At 64.4% G+C, this 17,917-nt stretch carries 14 protein-coding genes; 10 read left to right on the top strand and 4 right to left on the bottom strand.

The genetic code is table 11. The annotated features are described in order from the left end of the window. Positions 1–2: 2 nt before the first annotated feature. From carA to ACFUCV_RS02020, 10 genes are all read left to right on the top strand, one after another. Positions 3–1,199: a glutamine-hydrolyzing carbamoyl-phosphate synthase small subunit gene (gene carA / locus ACFUCV_RS02065; protein ID WP_380811526.1), complete on the top strand. Its 1,197-nt coding sequence runs from the start codon at positions 3–5 to the stop codon at positions 1,197–1,199. Further along, positions 1,199–4,507 carry a carbamoyl-phosphate synthase large subunit gene (gene carB, locus ACFUCV_RS02060; RefSeq protein ID WP_380811523.1) on the top strand — a complete coding sequence of 1,103 codons (3,309 nt, stop codon included), beginning with the start codon at positions 1,199–1,201 and terminating at the stop codon, positions 4,505–4,507. The genes carA and carB overlap by 1 nt, the downstream gene beginning before the upstream one ends. Beyond that, positions 4,500–5,348 (top strand): orotidine-5'-phosphate decarboxylase, encoded by an 849-nt coding sequence (pyrF, locus tag ACFUCV_RS02055; protein WP_380811521.1) that lies wholly within the window; start codon positions 4,500–4,502, stop codon positions 5,346–5,348. The genes carB and pyrF overlap by 8 nt, the downstream gene beginning before the upstream one ends. 105 nt (positions 5,349–5,453) lie before the next feature. After that, complete coding sequence (gene mihF, locus ACFUCV_RS02050; RefSeq protein WP_380811519.1) at positions 5,454–5,774, top strand: integration host factor, actinobacterial type; 321 nt, start codon at positions 5,454–5,456, stop codon at positions 5,772–5,774. Then, positions 5,771–6,385, top strand: a complete 615-nt coding sequence (gmk, locus tag ACFUCV_RS02045) for a guanylate kinase (RefSeq protein WP_380811517.1) — start codon at positions 5,771–5,773, stop codon at positions 6,383–6,385. The genes mihF and gmk overlap by 4 nt, the downstream gene beginning before the upstream one ends. Before the next feature lie 35 nt (positions 6,386–6,420). Beyond that, positions 6,421–6,678: a DNA-directed RNA polymerase subunit omega gene (gene rpoZ / locus ACFUCV_RS02040; RefSeq protein WP_380811515.1), complete on the top strand. Its 258-nt coding sequence runs from the start codon at positions 6,421–6,423 to the stop codon at positions 6,676–6,678. A gap of 31 nt (positions 6,679–6,709) precedes the next feature. Beyond that, complete coding sequence (locus tag ACFUCV_RS02035) at positions 6,710–8,110, top strand: bifunctional phosphopantothenoylcysteine decarboxylase/phosphopantothenate synthase (protein WP_380811895.1); 1,401 nt, start codon at positions 6,710–6,712, stop codon at positions 8,108–8,110. A gap of 87 nt (positions 8,111–8,197) precedes the next feature. Beyond that, positions 8,198–9,400, top strand: a complete 1,203-nt coding sequence (metK, locus tag ACFUCV_RS02030; RefSeq protein ID WP_380811513.1) for a methionine adenosyltransferase — start codon at positions 8,198–8,200, stop codon at positions 9,398–9,400. 132 nt (positions 9,401–9,532) lie between these two features. Beyond that, a complete protein-coding gene (locus ACFUCV_RS02025) occupies positions 9,533–11,737 on the top strand; it encodes a primosomal protein N' (RefSeq protein ID WP_380811511.1) in 2,205 nt (734 codons plus the stop codon). Between the two features lie 85 nt (positions 11,738–11,822). Further along, positions 11,823–13,931: a hypothetical protein gene (locus ACFUCV_RS02020; RefSeq protein WP_380811509.1), complete on the top strand. Its 2,109-nt coding sequence runs from the start codon at positions 11,823–11,825 to the stop codon at positions 13,929–13,931. Here the strand turns inward: ACFUCV_RS02020 and ACFUCV_RS02015 are convergent. The 4 genes from ACFUCV_RS02015 to ACFUCV_RS02000 all read right to left on the bottom strand — a co-directional run bounded on the left by ACFUCV_RS02015 (position 13,852) and on the right by ACFUCV_RS02000 (position 17,879). Further along, positions 13,852–14,925, bottom strand: a complete 1,074-nt coding sequence (locus ACFUCV_RS02015; protein ID WP_380811507.1) for a glycosyltransferase family 4 protein — start codon at positions 14,923–14,925, stop codon at positions 13,852–13,854. The two genes, ACFUCV_RS02020 and ACFUCV_RS02015, sit on opposite strands and share 80 nt — an antisense overlap. A gap of 35 nt (positions 14,926–14,960) precedes the next feature. Further along, positions 14,961–15,857 (bottom strand): alpha/beta fold hydrolase, encoded by an 897-nt coding sequence (locus ACFUCV_RS02010; protein ID WP_380811505.1) that lies wholly within the window; start codon positions 15,855–15,857, stop codon positions 14,961–14,963. 64 nt (positions 15,858–15,921) lie between these two features. Continuing rightward, complete coding sequence (locus ACFUCV_RS02005; RefSeq protein WP_380811503.1) at positions 15,922–16,755, bottom strand: aldo/keto reductase; 834 nt, start codon at positions 16,753–16,755, stop codon at positions 15,922–15,924. Positions 16,756–16,820: 65 nt separating this feature from the next. Beyond that, on the bottom strand, positions 16,821–17,879 hold the full coding sequence (locus ACFUCV_RS02000; RefSeq protein WP_380811501.1) for a sugar-binding transcriptional regulator: 1,059 nt from the start codon (positions 17,877–17,879) through the stop codon (positions 16,821–16,823). Positions 17,880–17,917 lie beyond the last annotated feature (38 nt).

Raw genomic sequence — 17,917 nt, 5'->3', positions numbered from 1 at the left:
AAATGAGTGATGCAATCATGCCCGCACAGGCACTTTTGGTTCTGGAAGACGGCCGCACCTTCCGCGGCAGCAGCTACGGGGCGCAGGGCACTGCCCTGGGCGAGGCGGTTTTCACCACCGGCATGACCGGCTACCAGGAAACCTTGACCGACCCCTCCTATGCCCGCCAGCTGGTGGTCCAGACGGCCCCCCACATTGGCAACACCGGCGTCAACCAGGCAGACAATGAGTCCACCAGGATCTGGGCAGCCGGCTACATTGTCCGCGACGCCGCCCGCCGCGCCTCCAACTGGCGCAGCGAAGGCTCCCTGGGGGACGAACTCGGCGCCCAGGGCGTGGTCGGCATCCAGGGCGTGGACACCCGCGCCATCACCCGCCACCTGCGCGAGCGCGGCGCCATGAAGGCCGGGATCTTCTCCGGGTCCGACGCCGCCCGCCCCCAGGAGCAGCTGTTGGCCGAAGTCCTGGCGCAGCCGTCCATGGCCGGGCTGCGCCTGGCCGAGGAAGTCAGCGTCAAGGAGGCCTACGTCGTCGAACCTTCCGCGCATGGCTGGGCGGGCGAGCCGCTGTTCTCCATAGCCGCGCTGGATTTGGGCATCAAGTCCATGACACCGGCCCGCTTTGCCGAACGCGGCGTGCGCGTGCATGTGCTGCCGGCCGCCACCACCTTTGACCAGGCCCAGGAACTGAACCCCGACGGCGTGTTCATCTCCAACGGTCCCGGGGACCCCGCCACGGCCGACCGCCAGGTGGAGTTTGTCCGGGCCTTCCTGGACGCCGGCGTGCCGTATTTCGGCATTTGCTTTGGCAACCAGATCCTGGGCCGTGCGCTGGGCTTTGGCACCTACAAGCTGCGCTACGGCCACCGCGGCATCAACCAGCCCGTGCTGGACCGCACCACGGGCAAGGTGGAAATCACCAGCCAGAACCACGGCTTCGCCGTCGACGCCCCCCTGGACGGCCCCACCCGGGCCCCGGAGGAACGCTTTGGCCGCGTGGAGGTCAGCCACATCAGCCTCAACGACCAAGTGGTGGAGGGCTTGTCCTGCCTGGACATTCCAGCCTTTTCCGTGCAGTACCACCCCGAGGCAGCCTCGGGTCCGCACGACGCCGCCTACCTCTTTGACAGGTTCATCACGCTGATGACCGAATACCAGACCGCACAGAGCCAGACCGCACAGAGCCAGGAAAACAAGTAATGCCCAAGAGGGAAGATCTCAAGTCAGTTTTGGTCATCGGCTCCGGCCCCATCGTGATTGGCCAGGCCGCCGAGTTTGACTACTCCGGCACCCAGGCCCTGCGGGTTTTGAAGGAGGAGGGCCTGCGGGTCATCCTGGTCAACTCCAACCCGGCCACCATCATGACGGATCCCGAATTCGCCGACGCCACCTATGTGGAGCCCATCACCCCCGAGGTGGTGGAGAAGATCATTGCCAAGGAGCGTCCCGACGCCGTGCTGCCCACCCTGGGTGGCCAGACGGCCCTGAACACCGCCATTGCGCTGGACAAGAACGGCGTGCTGGAAAAATACAATGTGGAGCTCATTGGCGCCAACATTGCCGCCATTGAACTTGGCGAGGACCGGGAAAAGTTCAAGGGCGTCGTGGAGCGCTGCGGCGCCGAGAGCGCCCGCAGCCACATCATCCACACCCTGGACGAGGCCTTTGCCGCCGCCGGGGACCTGGGCTACCCCATGGTGGTCCGGCCCTCCTTCACCATGGGCGGGCTGGGCTCGGGCCTGGCCTACACCCCGGACGACCTGGCACGCATTGTGGGCCAGGGCCTGCAGTACAGCCCCACCACCGAGGTTCTGCTCGAAGAGAGCATCCTGGGGTGGAAGGAATACGAGCTGGAAATGATGCGCGACAAGAACGACAACGTCGTGGTCGTGTGTTCCATTGAAAACTTCGACCCGGTGGGCGTCCACACGGGCGACTCCATCACGGTGGCCCCGGCCATGACGCTGACGGACCGCGAGTACCAAAAGCTGCGCGACATCTCCATTGCGATCATCCGCGAAGTGGGTGTGGACACCGGCGGCTGCAACATCCAGTTCGCCATTGAGCCTGACACGGGCCGCGTCGTCGTCATTGAAATGAACCCGCGGGTTTCGCGTTCCTCCGCGCTGGCGTCCAAGGCCACCGGCTTTGCCATTGCCAAGATCGCCACCAAGCTCTCCCTCGGGTACACCCTGGATGAGATCCCCAATGACATCACGCAGAAGACGCCGGCCTCCTTTGAGCCGGCGCTGGACTACGTGGTGGTGAAGGTTCCGCGCTTTGCCTTTGAGAAGTTCCCGGCGGCGGATGACACCCTGACCACCACCATGAAGAGCGTGGGCGAGGCCATGGCCATGGGCCGCAACTTCACCGAGGCGCTGCAAAAGGCACTGCGCTCCCTGGAGCAAAAGGGTGCCAGCCTGGAGTTCTCCTCCATCAATGCCCTGGATGTGCCGGACTTGATTGAGGCCGCCAAGCGCCCCACCACCGAACGGCTCTCCCAGGTGCAGCGGGCGCTGTTGGGCGGGGCCAGCATTGAGCAGTTGTACGAGGCCACCGGCATTGACCCCTGGTTCCTGGACCAGCTGGTGCTGCTGAACGAGGTCTCCGCCACCATCCGTGCGTCCACCGCCCTGACCCCGGAAATGCTTAAACTGGCCAAGCGCCACGGCTTCTCCGATGCCCAGATCGGAGCCTTGACTTTCAACACCGAGGCAGTGGTCCGTGGCGTCCGGCAGGCACTGAACATCCGCCCCGTGTACAAGACGGTGGACACTTGCGCCGCTGAATTCGCCGCCTACACCCCGTACCACTACTCCTCCTATGACGAGGAGGATGAAATTGCGCTGCATGAAAAGCCCTCCGTCATCATCCTGGGCTCCGGGCCGAACCGCATCGGCCAGGGCATCGAGTTCGACTACTCCTGCGTGCATGCCTCCATGGCCCTGCGCAAGGCCGGTTATGAGACGGTCATGGTCAACTGCAACCCCGAGACCGTCTCCACCGACTACGACGTCTCCACGCGCCTGTACTTTGAGCCGCTGACCCTTGAAGACGTTTTGGAGATCATTGCGGCCGAGGAGCGCACCGGCGGCGTCATGGGCGTGTTCGTGCAGTTGGGCGGCCAGACGCCGCTGAAGCTGGCACAGGAACTGGCCGACGCCGGTGTCCCCATCCTGGGCACCTCCCCGGAAGCGATCGACCTGGCCGAGCACCGCGGCATGTTCTCCCGTGTCCTGGACGAGGCCGGGCTGATTGCACCCAAGAACGGCACGGCCGTGTCCTTCAACGACGCCAAGAAGATTGCCGATGAAATTGGCTACCCCGTGCTGGTCCGCCCCTCCTATGTGCTGGGCGGCCGGGGAATGGAGATTGTCTACGACGAAGCCAACCTCTCCCGCTACATCAAGAACGCCACTGAAATCACCGAAGCGCACCCGGTCCTGATTGACAGGTTCCTGGAGGACGCCATTGAAATTGACGTCGATGCGCTCTTTGACGGCAAGGACATGTACCTGGGCGGCATCATGGAGCACATTGAGGAAGCCGGCATCCACTCCGGCGACTCCGCCTGCGTGCTGCCCCCCATCACCTTGGGCAAGGATGTCCAGGAGCGGGTCCGGGCGGCCACGCGCGCCATTGCCGAAGGCGTGGGCGTGCGCGGCCTGATCAACATCCAGTTCGCGCTGGCCGCCGACATCCTGTACGTCCTGGAAGCCAACCCGCGTGCCTCCCGCACCGTGCCGTTCGTCTCCAAGGCAACGGGTGTGCAAATGGCCAAGGCCGCCGCGCTCATCGGCGTCGGCGTGTCCATTGCCCACCTGCGCAGCGTCCACCACATCCTGCCCGAAGTGGGCGACGGCGGCACCCTGCCCGATTCCGCTCCCGTGGCCGTGAAGGAAGCTGTGCTGCCCTTCAACCGCTTCCGCACGGTTGAAGGGCACGTGGTGGACTCCCTGCTGGGCCCTGAAATGCGCTCCACCGGCGAGGTCATGGGCATTGACAAGCACTTCGACACGGCCTTCGCCAAGAGCCAGGCGGCCGCCAACAACGCACTGCCGGTGGGCGGCACGGTGTTCGTCTCGGTGGCCAACCGTGACAAGCGTTCCATCATCATGGCCGTCAAACGCCTGGTTGACCTGGGCTATCAAATTGTCTCCACCGGCGGCACCGCCGATGTGCTGCGCCGCAATGGCATTGCCTCCACCACCGTGCGCAAGATCAGCCAGGAAAGCGCCAATTCCGACGATCAAAGCATTGTTGATTTGATCAACAATGGCGAGATCGACATGATCTTCAACACCCCCTCCGGTGGCCAGGCCCGCGGCGACGGCTATGAAATCCGCGCCGCAGCCGTCTCCAACGGCAGGCCCTGCATCACCACCGTGGCGGAGTTCAATGTGGCCGTGCAGGCCATGGAGGCACTGCGTTCCTACCAATGGGACGTCACCAGCCTGCAGGAGCATGCGCTGGTTCTGGCAGCGGGACAGGCCGGGCAAAATGCCTAGCAGCGACGGCGGCGGGCAGAGATTTGGCACCCGCCTGGCCGCCGCCATGGCTGCCCGCGGGCAGTTGTGCGTGGGCATCGACCCCCACCCGGCCCTGCTGGCCGCCTGGGGTCTGGACGATTCAGTGCAGGGCCTGCGGAGCTTCTCGCACACGGTGCTTGAGGCCGTGGCGCCCCTGGCGGCCGCCGTCAAGCCGCAGGTGGCACTGTACGAACGCCACGGTTCGGCGGGGCTGGCAGTGTTGGAGGAGATCCTGGCCGCCTGTGCCCAGGCGGAGGTGCTCAGCATTGCCGACGCCAAACGCGGCGACATCGGCTCCACGATGGCAGCCTATGCCGACGCCTGGCTGCGGGACGGTTCGGCCTTGGCCGCCGACGCCGTGACCCTGAGCCCGTATTTGGGTTTTGAGTCCCTGCGGCCGGCACTTGACCTTGCGGCCCGGAACGGCCGCGGCGTGTTTGTGCTGGCCCTGACCTCCAACCCGGAGGGCGCCTCCGTCCAGCACGTGGGCGGCAGCGATTCGGTGGCCAAACGCATTGTGGCCGCCGCCGGAGTGGAAAACCAGCCCCACGCCCAGGATGCGCTGGGTTCGGTGGGCCTGGTGGTGGGCGCCACCGTGGGCGCGGCGCTGGAACAGCTCGGCATTGACCTAAGGTCCGTGCACGGACCTTTGCTGGCGCCCGGCCTGGGCGCCCAGGGGGCCACCGGCGCAGACCTGAGGCGCTCCTTCGGTGCGGCCCATCCGGCGGTGCTGGCCACCTCCAGCCGCGGCATCCTGGCGGCCGGACCCACCGTGGCAGCCCTGCGTGCGGCCACAGTGGAAACGTTGCGCGAACTTTAAGCGCGCTGCTCCAGATTGATTTGCCACCCCGGTGCGGATAAGTTCGATGCAACGCTGTCTTCGAAATCCGCACCGGGGACTGACGTCGTTAGGGGAGATAAGTTCGTGAACTTGCCGCAGCTGTCACAGCAGGAGCGTGCGGACGCACGGACCAAGGCCATTGCCGCCCGGGCCGTTCGGTCTCAAACCAAACTCGATCTCAAAACAGGACACACCAGCGTGGCCGCCGTGCTCAGCGCGGCAGCACGTGAACCAGCCCTTGATCGATTAAAAGTGTGTGAATTATTGGAAGCCCTCCCGGGCATTGGAAAGGTACGTGCAACCGTGATCATGAGCGAGCTGGGGATAGCCCCAACCCGCAGGGTGCGTGGACTGGGCGTGCATCAACGCCGGGCCCTGCTGGAGTACCTGGCGGGCACGGCGTGAGCACGCCTGCCGTCCCCGTGGAGAGCACCGGACGCATCAAGCCCCGCAGCGGTGTCACGGTTCTTGCCGGTCCCACCGCTGTGGGCAAGGGCACCGTCTCCACCTTCATCCGTGACAACTATCCGGATGTGTGGTTGTCGGTTTCCGCCACCACCCGCCAGGCACGGCCGGGCGAGGAGGAGGGCGTGCACTACTTCTTCAAATCCGCCGGGGACTTCAATGCCCTGGTGGAGGCGGGGCAGCTGCTGGAGTGGGCGGTGGTGCATGGCGTCAACCGCTACGGGACCCTGCGCAGCACCGTCGAGGCCGCAGTGGCCAACGGCAAATCGGTGTTGTTGGAAATCGACCTGCAGGGCGCACGCCAGGTCAAGGAAGCCATGCCGGAGGCGGATTTCGTCTTCCTTGCACCACCGAGCTGGGACGAATTGGTCCGCAGGCTGGTGGGCCGCGGCACTGAAAGCACGCAGGAACAGCAGCGCCGCTTGGAAACGGCTAAACTGGAACTTGCTGCCGCACCGGAATTTGATTATGTCATTGTCAATGACGAGGTCAGCCGGGCAGCAGCCGCGCTGGTTGAGCTCATGGGGCTTGCGCCCCGCCACACTGTTTAAACAGCACCACACCATTCGATTTTTTGGAGAAGCAATTGACTACACACCCCGAAGGCATCATCAATCCCCCCATCGATTCGCTGCTTGAGGCCGCCGATTCGAAGTACGGATTGGTCATCTTTGGTGCAAAGCGCGCACGCCAGATCAACGCCTACTACGCACAGCTCCACGAGGGCCTGTTCGAATACGTCGGCCCACTTGTTGACACCCGTTTGAACGAGAAGTCCCTTTCCATCGCCTTCCGTGAAATTGACGAGGGCCTGTTGGAATCCAAGCCCGCTGAAATCGTTTAACCGGCGCGACTGAATCAATACGGTGTCGAAGCTGAACATTGTTCTGGGCGTGGGCGGCGGAATAGCCGCGTACAAGTCTGCGCTGCTGTTGCGCCTCTTTACGGAGGCCGGACACACGGTCACTGTCATCCCCACGGAGGCGTCCACCAAGTTTGTGGGCGCCGCCACGTGGGAGGCGTTGAGCGGGCGGCCCGTGAGCAATGATGTTTTCGACGCCGTGGACCAGGTGAACCATGTGCGCCTGGGACATGAGGCGGATTTGATTGTGGTGGCACCTGCCACCGCCGATCTGTTGGCCCGCGCCGCGGGCGGGCATGCCAATGACCTGCTCACGACCACGCTGCTGATGGCCCGCGGCCCGGTAATGTTTGCCCCCGCCATGCACACTGAAATGTGGCAGCACCCTGCCACCGCAGCCAATGTTGCCACCCTGCGCGCCCGCGGCGCCTTCGTGCTGGACCCGGCCTCCGGACGCCTCACAGGCACCGACTCCGGGCCGGGGCGCCTGCCGGAACCGGAGCAGATCCTGGCTGCAGCCCTGGCGTTGGTGCAGCCGGCCATGCCCGCGGAAACGGTGGGCGCCCCTGCCGCAGCGGAGCCCGCCCCGTTGGCAGTGGCCGCCCCTGCACCTGCACTTGAACCCGCACCCGCACCCACGCTGGCACCTGCACCCGAGCCCGCACCTGTACCCGCACCCCCCGCACCTGCGCCCGGGCACCCGGACGGCGGCGGGCACGGCGCCCTGGCCGGTGTGCGGGTGCTCATCACCGCCGGCGGCACCCAGGAACCACTGGATCCGGTGCGCTACCTGGGCAACCGTTCCTCCGGCAAGCAGGGCACGGCCCTGGCCGAGGCCGCCCTGGCCGCCGGAGCCACCGTGACCTTGATCCACGCCCCCATGGAGGTTCCCGCCCCGGCGGGCGCCAAGGTGCAGACCATTGAGACTGCCCTGGAACTGCGCTCGGCGACGCTCGCGGCGGCGGCTGGTGCCGACGTCGTGATCATGGCTGCGGCCGTGGCGGATTTCCGCCCCGCCACCATTTCCACGGGCAAGATCAAAAAACGTGACCATGTGGCGGATCCCGTGATTATGCTGGTGCGCAACCCCGACATCCTCATTGAGGTGGTCGCGCACCGGGCGGCGCAAAACCAGCGCCAGCTCATTGTGGGTTTCGCCGCGGAAACCGGTGACGACCAGGGCGACGCGAGCAGTTACGCGCAGGCCAAACTCCAGCGCAAGGGCTGCGATTTGCTTGTGGTCAATGAAGTTGGTCCCACTGCCGCAGGCACCGAGAAGGTTTTTGGCCAGGACAGCAACCATGTGGAGATTCTTGCCCTGGACGGGGCCAGCCCGGTGCAGGCGGCGGGATCGAAGCGGCAGGTGGCTGACGCCGTCGTCCATGTCATAGCCCAACGGCTCGGCGCCGGTTGAGGGCTGCGCGCCCCGCCTTGCTTCACGCATGACCCGCCGTGTCACGGGCCCCACGGCCCAACGCACCATCACCAGTAGAGTGGAACAGTGACTTTAGTGAACCCCCTGCGCCTGTTTACGTCCGAATCCGTGACGGCAGGCCACCCAGACAAGATTTGCGACCAGATCAGCGACGCCATCCTTGACGCACTGCTGGCCGAGGACCCCGATTCCCGGGTGGCTGTGGAAACCATGGCCACCACGGGCCTGGTGCACGTGGCGGGGGAGGTGACCACCAACGCGTATGTCGAAATTCCGCAGATTGTGCGCAACACCATCCTGGACATTGGCTACGACTCCTCGGCCAACGGTTTCGACGGTGCCCGCTGCGGTGTTTCGGTCTCCATTGGCCAGCAGTCCCAGGACATTTCCGACGGCGTGTTCAACGCCCTCGAGGTCCGTGAAGGCACCGCCGTGGACAAGTACGACACCCAGGGCGCAGGCGATCAGGGCCTCATGTTTGGCTACGCCAGCAATGAGACCGCCTCCTACATGCCCACCCCCATCTACCTGGCGCACCGCCTCTCCGAGCGCCTCACCGACGTGCGCAAATCGGGCGAGCTGGCCTACCTGCGCCCCGACGGCAAGACCCAGGTGACCATTGGCTACGACGGCGAAACCCCCGTCTCGGTGGACACCGTGGTCATTTCCAGCCAGCATTCCGAGGGGACCTCCCTGGATCGGCTGCGCGCGGATCTGCAGGAATTCGTGGTGGCGCCCGTCATGGCGGCCTCGGGGCTGGATGTTTCAACTGTGCAGACCTACCTGAACCCCGCCGGCCCCTTCGTGGTGGGCGGTCCCGTGGGCGATGCCGGACTGACTGGACGCAAAATCATTGTTGACACCTACGGCGGCATGGCCCGTCATGGCGGCGGCGCGTTCTCCGGCAAGGACCCGTCCAAGGTGGACCGCTCCGCGGCCTATGCCATGCGCTGGGTTGCCAAGAATGTGGTGGCCGCCGGTCTGGCCTCCCGGGCCGAGGTCCAGGTGGGTTACGCCATTGGCGTGGCACGTCCGGTGGGCGTATACGTGGAAACCTTCGGCACTGAAACGGTGGATCCTCGCCGCATTGAGGCGGCCATTGCCGCCATCTTCGATCTGCGGCCCATGGCCATCATTGACAGCCTCGATCTAAAGCGCCCCATTTATGCCAAAACGGCCGCGCACGGCCACTTTGGGCGCGACGATCCCGATTTCAGCTGGGAATACCTGGACCGGGTGGATCAGCTCAAGGCATGGTTCAACGCCTAAGGGCCGCTTTATCCACAGCAAGCACAGTCCACCGGGTAATGTCGGTGGGCTGTGCTTAGCTTGTTTTAGGGCCAGATGCGGTGCGACGCCTGGCTCCAGTGCCTGGGGTCGATGGTGAGTGAGGAGGACGTCATGGAGGCAGGCAAGGGGGACTTCCGTGGTGCTTCACGGCCTCCGGCCGATGCCGCGGAGCAGCCGGAACAGGCCCAGTTGCAGCAGGGCGTCCAACTGAGCCTGCTGAGCGGCTTCGTGGCCAAGGAACGCGTTGCCGATCCCCACAGCGGGGTGGTTCTGGCCCCGTCATTGCCGGTGGCACGGGTGGTCATTGATTCCCCGCTGCCCCATTTGGACAGGCTCTTTGATTATTCGGTTCCGTTGGAACTGGACGCCCAGGCCCGCCCGGGAGTGCGTGTGCGGGTCAAATTTTCCGGCCAGGACCTCAACGGCTTTCTGGTGGAGAGGGCCGCCGAGTCTGAAAGCGCACGGTTGGTGCCCCTGAGCCGGGTGTATTCCGCCGTGCCAGTGCTGACACCCCACATTCTGGAATTGGCCCAGCGGCTTGCCGCGCGCTACAGCGGCACTGTTGCCGACATTCTCCGGGTTGCCGTGCCACCGCGCGTGGCCAGCCTGGAAAAAATCCACCTGCAGCAGAAGTCTGAGCACGCTGCCGCCCACGTTCCGGCCATCAAGCCCGGGCCACCACTTTTTGCTGATTACCCGCAGGCCACGGATTTTCTTACCCGGCTGGCCGTGGGGGAGAACCCCAAGGCAGTCCTGGGCGCGCTGCATGGCTTCGGTCCGAACTCCTGGCACCATCAACTGGCCCAAGCGGTGGCCTCCTGCCGGCTCTCCGGACGCGGAGCCGTTGTGGTGGTGCCGGATCTGCGCGACCTTGAGCTCCTGGACCGGGCCTTCGCCAAGATGTTGCCGCAGGACAGCTTCGTCAAGCTCACTTCCGACGACGGTCCGAGCGTGCGCTACGCCAACTTTCTTCGCGTCCTGGCCGGGGATGTGCAAATAGTCATTGGAACGCGTTCCGCAGCCTACGCGCCCGTGCAGGACCTGGGCCTGGTGTGCTGCTGGGACGATGGGGATGAGCTGCATATTGAACGCCGGGCCCCTTATCAGCACAGCCGGGATGTGTTGCTGCTGCGCTCGGAAGTGGAGCAAACGGCAGTGCTGATGGCCGGCCATGGCCGCAGCAGCGAGTCCCAGCGCCTGGTGGCGACAGGATGGGCGCAGGAACTCACGGCATCCCGGCCTGCGGTCCGCAAAACCGTGGCCAGGGTTGTCAGCACCCAGGATTCCTACGAACAGGAGCGGGACCCTGCCGCCGCCCTGGCCCGGCTGCCGCATCGGGCCTGGGAGACTGCCAGGGCCGCCTTGAAATTTGGACCCGTGTTGGTGCAGGTGGCCCGGACAGGCTACGCCCCCGCGCTGGCCTGCCAACGTTGCCGTGAGGTGGCCCGCTGCCGGCACTGCGTGGGGCCGCTGATGCAGGCCCGGGCGCAGGGATCAATTACAGCCATGGTTGTCTGCAAATGGTGTGGCCAGGCCGAGACGGACTACAGTTGCCCGCACTGCGGATTCCGGGGCTTGCGCGCCATCAGTGTGGGTGCGTTGCGTACGGCCGAAGAACTGGGCCGGGCTTTTCCCTCGGTCCCGGTGGTTTCCTCCTCGGGCGACCATATCAAGACCACAGTTCCGGACAAGGCGGCCATTGTGGTGGCCACCATTGGTGCTGAGCCGGTTGCCCCGCACGGCTACGCAGCAGCGCTGCTGCTGGACGGGGACTCCATGCTGCGCCGTGAGTCCCTGCGGGCGGGTGAGGAGACTTTGCGGCGTTGGCTCAACGCGGCAGCCCTTGTCCGATCGGCGAAGGATGGCGGCATTGTGGTGGTGACGGCCGAGGAATCTCCGGAAGTCTCCGCATTGGTGCGGTGGGATCCTTCCGGGCATGCGGAGCGGGAATTTGGTCAGCGTCAGCAGCTGGGATTGCCTCCTGCCATGCGGTTGGCTTCGCTCACTGGCCGGGAGGAGGACGTGGCGGCATTTGCCGCGGCCCTGGCGCTTCCGGACGCCGTGCGCGTCATAGGGCCGGCAGCAGTCCAACTGGGGCCCACCGCGGCGGAAATCGCAGGCCGTGCCGCCGGTGCAACCGGTGCCGCGGGTGCCGCCGGGGAAAAGGGCGGCCCGGACTACCGCGTCATTGTCCTTTTCCCCTACTCCATGGCCGCTGGCGTCACGGCCAGCATGCGCGCCCTGAAGGCAGCAAATGCGGCCCGCAAGGTGGGTTCCCCCGTGCAGGTCCGCTGCGATGGCTTGGACGTCCTCTAAAGCCGCTCCTTAGCCGAACCAAATAATTAGCAAATATATACTAGTTGCTATTTATGTTTGCGAACATCGAGCGTAGACTGTAGCTATGGGAAAGCTGGTGCAGGGCCCCGCGGAACGGGACGATGCAGCCACACAGGATGTGGCCTCGGTCCTTGCGGCCTTCACTTTTCCGGCGGTGGCCACTTTCACCGCCGATGACCAACTGTTGGCCGGATTGCCCCCGTTTATGAGCTTCCCCGTCCCCGACCCCGAACCTCCGTCAAGGGCCGGCGTGGCCCGTGAGGTGATCGCAGCGGGAATGTCGGCCTTGAACATGGTGCGCAGCATGGAAAATTCATTGGCCGCGTGCAAGGCGGCGCTTGTGGTCCGGGTTCTGGGGGCCGTGGCCCTTGAATCATCTGCCACGGAACTGACCACCTATCAAACGGGGATGGCGGAGACTGGTTGTGTGGCCGAAATTGCCGCGGCCTTGCAGATCCCGGAACGTACAGCCGCCGGACTCGGTGCGCATGCCCAGCAATTGGGGCGCCGGGCGGCGCCCCGTGCGGCCTTGGAGGCCGGAAGCTTGTCCTGGCGCCACGTGTGCACGGTGCTGCAGGAACTCCAAACCTTGCGGGAAACGCCGTCGGTAATGGATGCGGAACTTGACGGATTTGAAGGTGAGCTGTTGCGGCTCGCTGAGGGCACCACCGCCTCACGCTTTGCCGGCAAGGCCCGACGGGCCCGGGAATCATTGTTCCCCCAGTCCTTGGATGCCCGGACGCGCGAAGCTTTTCGAAGCCGGCGGATCAGCAACGAGCCGGGGCGCGACGGCATGAACTGGCTGACCTTGCATCTGCCCACCATCGCGGCCAATGCGATCATGGTCCACTGCACCCGCACAGCCCGTGCCATCAAGGTGCAAGCTGTGGAACGGCAGCGGGATGCAGATGCCCACGGCACGGGTGTGGACTGCCGCGAGTACCGTACTTTGGATCAGCTCCGGGTGGACGTCGCCTCCATCCTTTTGATGGGTCAGCAGACGTCTGCTGACATCTACGGGAGCTACGGTGCCCCGGGCGGCACTGGCGCCCATGCCGGCACCGGTGCCCCGGACGGCCCTGGTGCAAAGGATGATGGCTGTCCTGCCACTTCGTCCCGGGCGGCTGCGGATGATGGAGAGCAGCCGAACAGTTCCTGCACCACAATCCTTGACGATCTGGACGATGAGGAACCGCCTTGGGCGCATATTTCCACGGCACCACAGCGTGGCCAGCAGTCAAGGCAGCAGTCACCCGCGGGACAGGGACCGGCGGCGCATGCACCGTCGGCTTCACGGGAATCCGCGGGCACAGCAGTTGCCGATGTCCCGTTGGAGGGGCTGTTGCTCGGTGATGGATCCGGCTGGGTGGACGGAGTGGTCGATGGGATCAGTGAAAACCCGCAGCGTGAATTCATGGACCAGCTCCGACTCCTGGGGAAACACAAGATCCTCGTTGACCCGCCCCTGCCCAAGGCTTTGATCCTGGTGCAGGTGCCGTTGTTGGGTTTGCTGGGCCTTACGGACGAACGGGGCCAACTGGATGACAAAACTGCGGGCCCGGTCCCGGCAGCCTTGGCCCGGAAACTGCTCGCGGGGGCAAATACCTTTCTGCGGGTGCTCACGGATCCGCTGACCGGGCAGAGTCTGCCCAGGGAGCCCGATCGATACAAGCTCAGGGATGCGGAGAGGTCAGTCCTGCAGGCGCTGTCAGGAGGCTGTTATTTCCCGAACTGCACGAACCCTGTGCTCGACACGGAACTGGATCATGTACGCAGTTTTGAGCTTGGCGGGAAATCGACCATGGCCAATCTTCGTCCCGCCTGTCCCCGGCACCATCATCCAAAGCACTTCGCGGACGACAAAGACCGCTTGGGAAATCCCCGTCGTTGGGCGGAGCCATGGCGCACCGGCATCAAGCTTCGCGGGTGGACGCCCCGTCCCCAGCCCGATGGGACGATTGTGTGGGAATCGCCCAGTGGCAACAACCAACCGGCCGAGTATGTCCCCGCCGGACGCCCCGTCTACCCGAGGTGGCTGAAGCTGCGGATGGGCAGTGGCGTCCGCGGCCGCCAGCCTTTTTATCGGCAAACCATCAAGGCCGGTCAGGGCCATGCTGCCGACGCAGCTGCTGCGCAATGGCCAGCAATTCCTTGGCCGAGTCGTCCCAAGTGAATGTGGCTGCCTGGGCCACTGAAGCGATCGAGCGGGCAGCCCATGCTTCCGGCTTTGCCAGCTCCCGAACGGCGGCGGCAAAGCCGGAGGCTGAATCGGCCGGCACGTAACGGGCCGCGGTGCCACCCACTTCCCGGAAAATGGGCGTATCCGCCACCACCACGGGAGTTCCCAGGGCCATGGCCTCAACCAAGGGCAGCCCGTAGCCCTCGGCCTTGGACAGGGAGACCAGCGCGGTGGTGCGCAGCAGCAGCTCGCTGTATTGGGCATCGCTGACACCATTGTGGAACACCACGGATGCTCCGGCAGGAATGAGGGCTTCGAGCTCTGCGCGGCGTTCGGGCGTAATTCTGCTCAGCAGGTTCAAGGTGAAGTCAGGCAGCTCGGCCATGGCGTGGATGAGCGTTTCCACATTCTTGTAGGGCATGAAGGACCCCATATAGGTCAGCGATTTCTCAGGGGCCAACTGGGAATCCCTCGGTGCCTGGTCATTTTGGGGTGCATTGCCCACAATCCTGATGGGCCTGCTGGTCAAACGGTGCTGGCGCATGAGTCCAAGCGTGGTGTGGCTGATGGTGGCCACAGTGTCTGCACGGTTCAACAAGAACCGCTGCGGCCAGTATGCCTTGTGATAGAGCCGCCACAGCACCCGCACGGGCACCGGCAAAAAGCCCGGGGGAGTGGGGTGCTCATAATAAATAAGATCATGCAGGGTCAGCACCAGCGGGTACTTCCGCCCCCAACTTCCCATGGTCTGCATGGGGCAAAACACGAGATCGGCACCCAGTTTGTTCACGTGCCGGGACACCAGGGGCTCCAGGGGGGACAAGGGTGAATTAATCTTTACCCAGGGCAGCTCGGGCAGCAGGGCCAACTGCCGTTCGTCATGAATGAGCATGGTCACCTGCGCCAAACGGGCGACGGCGGCAATGAGGCTCGCGCCGTACCGGCTGATCCCGTCATGGTGGTCCATGCGGGTAAAGCGGGCGTCCATGATTATCTTTAATTTTTCTGGGGACTTGGCTTGATTCACGGGGCGGGATGCCTTTCAAGAAAATCCAGGATGGCCTCGGCGGCACGCTGCGGGGTTTCATAATGGATCAAATGCCCCACCCGTTCAACCACCACCAGTTCCCCCTGCGGCAGGAGCGTCAGCAGCTTGTGCTGCTGTGGCAAGGTGGCGATTTCATCCTCGGCCCCGGCAATGAGCAGGGTGGGCAAATCCAATTCCGCAGCGACTTCACGCACGGTGCCTGCCACTGAAGCTTCAAAGGCTTCCAAGAGCATGTCCCGGTTGGCGAAGGCACTGAAGTAGGCATGGTGTTGGCCGTGAATGAACGACAACAGCGCCGGCTCGCGGGTTTTTGCCATGGTCAGGCTCATGATGTGCACAATAGCCTTGCTGCGCAACAATGACTGTCCCAGACGTTCGGGCAGTTTGGCCGCCGCCCAGTAGTAAAAAACAGCCAGCTTTGTCATGACACCCTTGGGGCCCTCCAGCGCCGGTGAGGCAATGGGGTTGACCAGCACCAGCGGATGTACCCGTTTCGGGTTGGCTGCCACAAAGTGGCTGGCCACAATGGAGCCAAAGGAATGGCCCAGCAGCACCGTTTCGGGTCCCAGCTGCAAGGTGGCCAAAAAGCCGCCAAGAAAGCTGCTGTAGCTGCAAATGTCATGAGGGGAGTTTGGGAAGGCGGCGGAGATACCAAAACCGGGCAGATCGGGCATGATGATCCGGTGCTGTGGCAGCAGCTCCACCACGCGCTCCAGGCCGTGGTGATCACCACGGAAACCGTGAACCATGACAATGGTGCGCACCCCGGCAGCCCCGGGCGCCCCGGGCCCCTCAGGCACCCCGGCAGGCCCGGGCGCATACTCCCAGTACTGCACCGCCGCGCCGTCCACCGTGGCGCTGCGTTGATGCACGCGTTCTACCAGATCAACTGCAATGGCCGCGCCGGGCGCCGTCGGAGATTTTCGGAACAGCAAATCAGTTCACCTGGTTCGGATGCGAGCCGGAGCGCCGATCACTGTCCAGGGCGTCAATGGCCTTCATTTGGTCTTCGCTGAGGGTGAAGGAGAAAATGTCCAGGTTCTCCTGAATGCGCCCGGCGGAACTGGCCTTGGGGATGGCCAGGTGACCGGATTGAACATGCCAGCGCAACACCAGCTGGGCCACTGAACACCCGAGGCCGTCGGCAAGTGAAACGAGGGCCGGTTCGGTGAGAATGGCGCCCCGCCCCAGCGGGCTCCACGCCTGCGTGGCAATGCCCAGCTCGGCATGGACCTGCCGCAGGCGGGTTTGCGGCAGCCAGGGGTGCAGCTCCACCTGGTTTACAGCAGGCACCACGTCGGTGGCGGCGAGGAGCTGCTGCAGGTGCGGCTCTTCAAAGTTGCTCACACCAATGGCGCGCACGCGGCCCTCGTGGTAGAGGGTTTCCAGCGCCTTGTAGCTGGGGATGAACAAATTGCGTTCCGGACAAGGCCAGTGGATGAGGTACAAATCCAGATATTCCAGTCCCAGTTCGGCCATGCTGGCATCAAAGGCTGCCAGCGTTGCGTCGTAACCCTGATCGGTGTTCCAGACCTTGGAAGTCACAAACACGTCATTGCGGGCAATGCCGCGGGCCTCGGCGGCGCGCACGGCCCGTCCCACCCCGGCCTCATTGGCGTAAAGGGCTGCAGTGTCAATGGTCCGGTAGCCCGCGTCGATGGCTGTGGACACCAGATCCTCGCAGTCATCGGCCGGGACCTTGTAGACGCCGTAGCCGAGGACGTCGATGGCGGCGCCATTGTTTAAAGTGTGCTGGGGGGATCGTTGCATGCCTTTGACTTTACCCATTGTGGCCGCTGACCGCCGCCGTGGACCGCCGCCGTGGACCGCCGCCACTATCCGCCGCCACTGTGCGTCCGGTGGCCGGGCATGTCGTCAAGGCCCTGAATTTTGTCCAGGCCGTTGAAGAATCCACCGATGGCATCCGGGGCGTGGCCGTGCTGGGCCACCAGTTCCCGCGCCGTAATTTCATCCAAAATCAAATCCGTGGCCAAGCCGGCGGCCAGCGCTCCCCGCAGGCCTTTGATCTTCCGCTGCCCGGACACCACGCAAATACGACGCCGGACCTTGCGCAGGCTTGACAGCCGGGGGCCGCTGGAGCGTGCGTTCAGCGCAATCCCGTCGTCGCTGCCATCACTGCGGAAAAAGACTGTGGCCACGTCCCCCGCCACGCCACTGGCTTCCAGGCCCTCAATGTCGGCCGCATCCAGGTAACCGCCGGTATAGACGTGGCTGGGTATTTCCGCATCAATGGATCCCACACCAAAAATGGCTATGGTCATGCGGTCCTGAAGGTCAAGGATCCGCCTGACGCTGCGTTCGTGCCACATGGCTGTTTTGGTCTCGGCGTGGTCAAAGAACGCCGGGACGGGAAACTGTTCCACCTTTGCCCCATAGGCGGTGCCAAAGCGGCGGATGATCTCCGAGGCGTAGGCAATGCCCGAGGTCTGCGTGTTGCCGGCCCCATTGAGCTGGACAATGGTGGTTCCGTGGGTGACTTTGCGGGTGAGGTGGCGGCTGACGGTGCTCACGGTGGAGCCCCATGCCACACCCACCACCGCATTGGAATCCACCAGCGGGCCAATGGTGCGGGCCGCCTGCATGCTGACGCGTTCCAAGACCTCCACCTCATTGAGTTCATCGGAGATGGGCACCACATGAACCTCCACGCCGTACCGCAGGCGGATGAGCCGTTCCAGTTCCGGGGCGCGGTCCGAGGGCGTCTTGATTTGAATTTGAACCAGTCCCGTCTCACGGGCCGTGGACAGCAGCCGCGAAACGGTGGAACGGGAGGTGCGCAGTTCACGCGCAATGGCATCCATGGTCTGATCCTGCAAGTAGTACATTTGTGCAGCCCGCAGGGCATCCTGCTGTTTGGTCCGCTTTGCGGGCATGTGATCTGCGCCCTTTCTGCACATCTGTGCAGCTGTGT

The organism is Specibacter sp. NPDC057265 (assembly GCF_042668835.1).
Taxonomy (GTDB): domain Bacteria; phylum Actinomycetota; class Actinomycetes; order Actinomycetales; family Micrococcaceae; genus Specibacter.
This window is presented reverse-complemented; position numbering and strand designations above follow the sequence as displayed.

Bases quoted from the DNA above. Each gene is read 5' to 3' on its own strand.
- ACFUCV_RS02000 (WP_380811501.1), bottom strand. From the start codon at position 17,879: ATGCCCGCAAAGCGGACCAAACAGCAGGATGCCCTGCGGGCTGCACAA.
- pyrF (WP_380811521.1), top strand. From the start codon at position 4,500: ATGCCTAGCAGCGACGGCGGCGGGCAGAGATTTGGCACCCGCCTGGCC.
- ACFUCV_RS02005 (WP_380811503.1), bottom strand. From the start codon at position 16,755: ATGCAACGATCCCCCCAGCACACTTTAAACAATGGCGCCGCCATCGAC.
- ACFUCV_RS02020 (WP_380811509.1), top strand. From the start codon at position 11,823: ATGGGAAAGCTGGTGCAGGGCCCCGCGGAACGGGACGATGCAGCCACA.
- carB (WP_380811523.1), top strand. From the start codon at position 1,199: ATGCCCAAGAGGGAAGATCTCAAGTCAGTTTTGGTCATCGGCTCCGGC.
- ACFUCV_RS02025 (WP_380811511.1), top strand. From the start codon at position 9,533: ATGGAGGCAGGCAAGGGGGACTTCCGTGGTGCTTCACGGCCTCCGGCC.
- carA (WP_380811526.1), top strand. From the start codon at position 3: ATGAGTGATGCAATCATGCCCGCACAGGCACTTTTGGTTCTGGAAGAC.
- ACFUCV_RS02015 (WP_380811507.1), bottom strand. From the start codon at position 14,925: ATGGACGCCCGCTTTACCCGCATGGACCACCATGACGGGATCAGCCGG.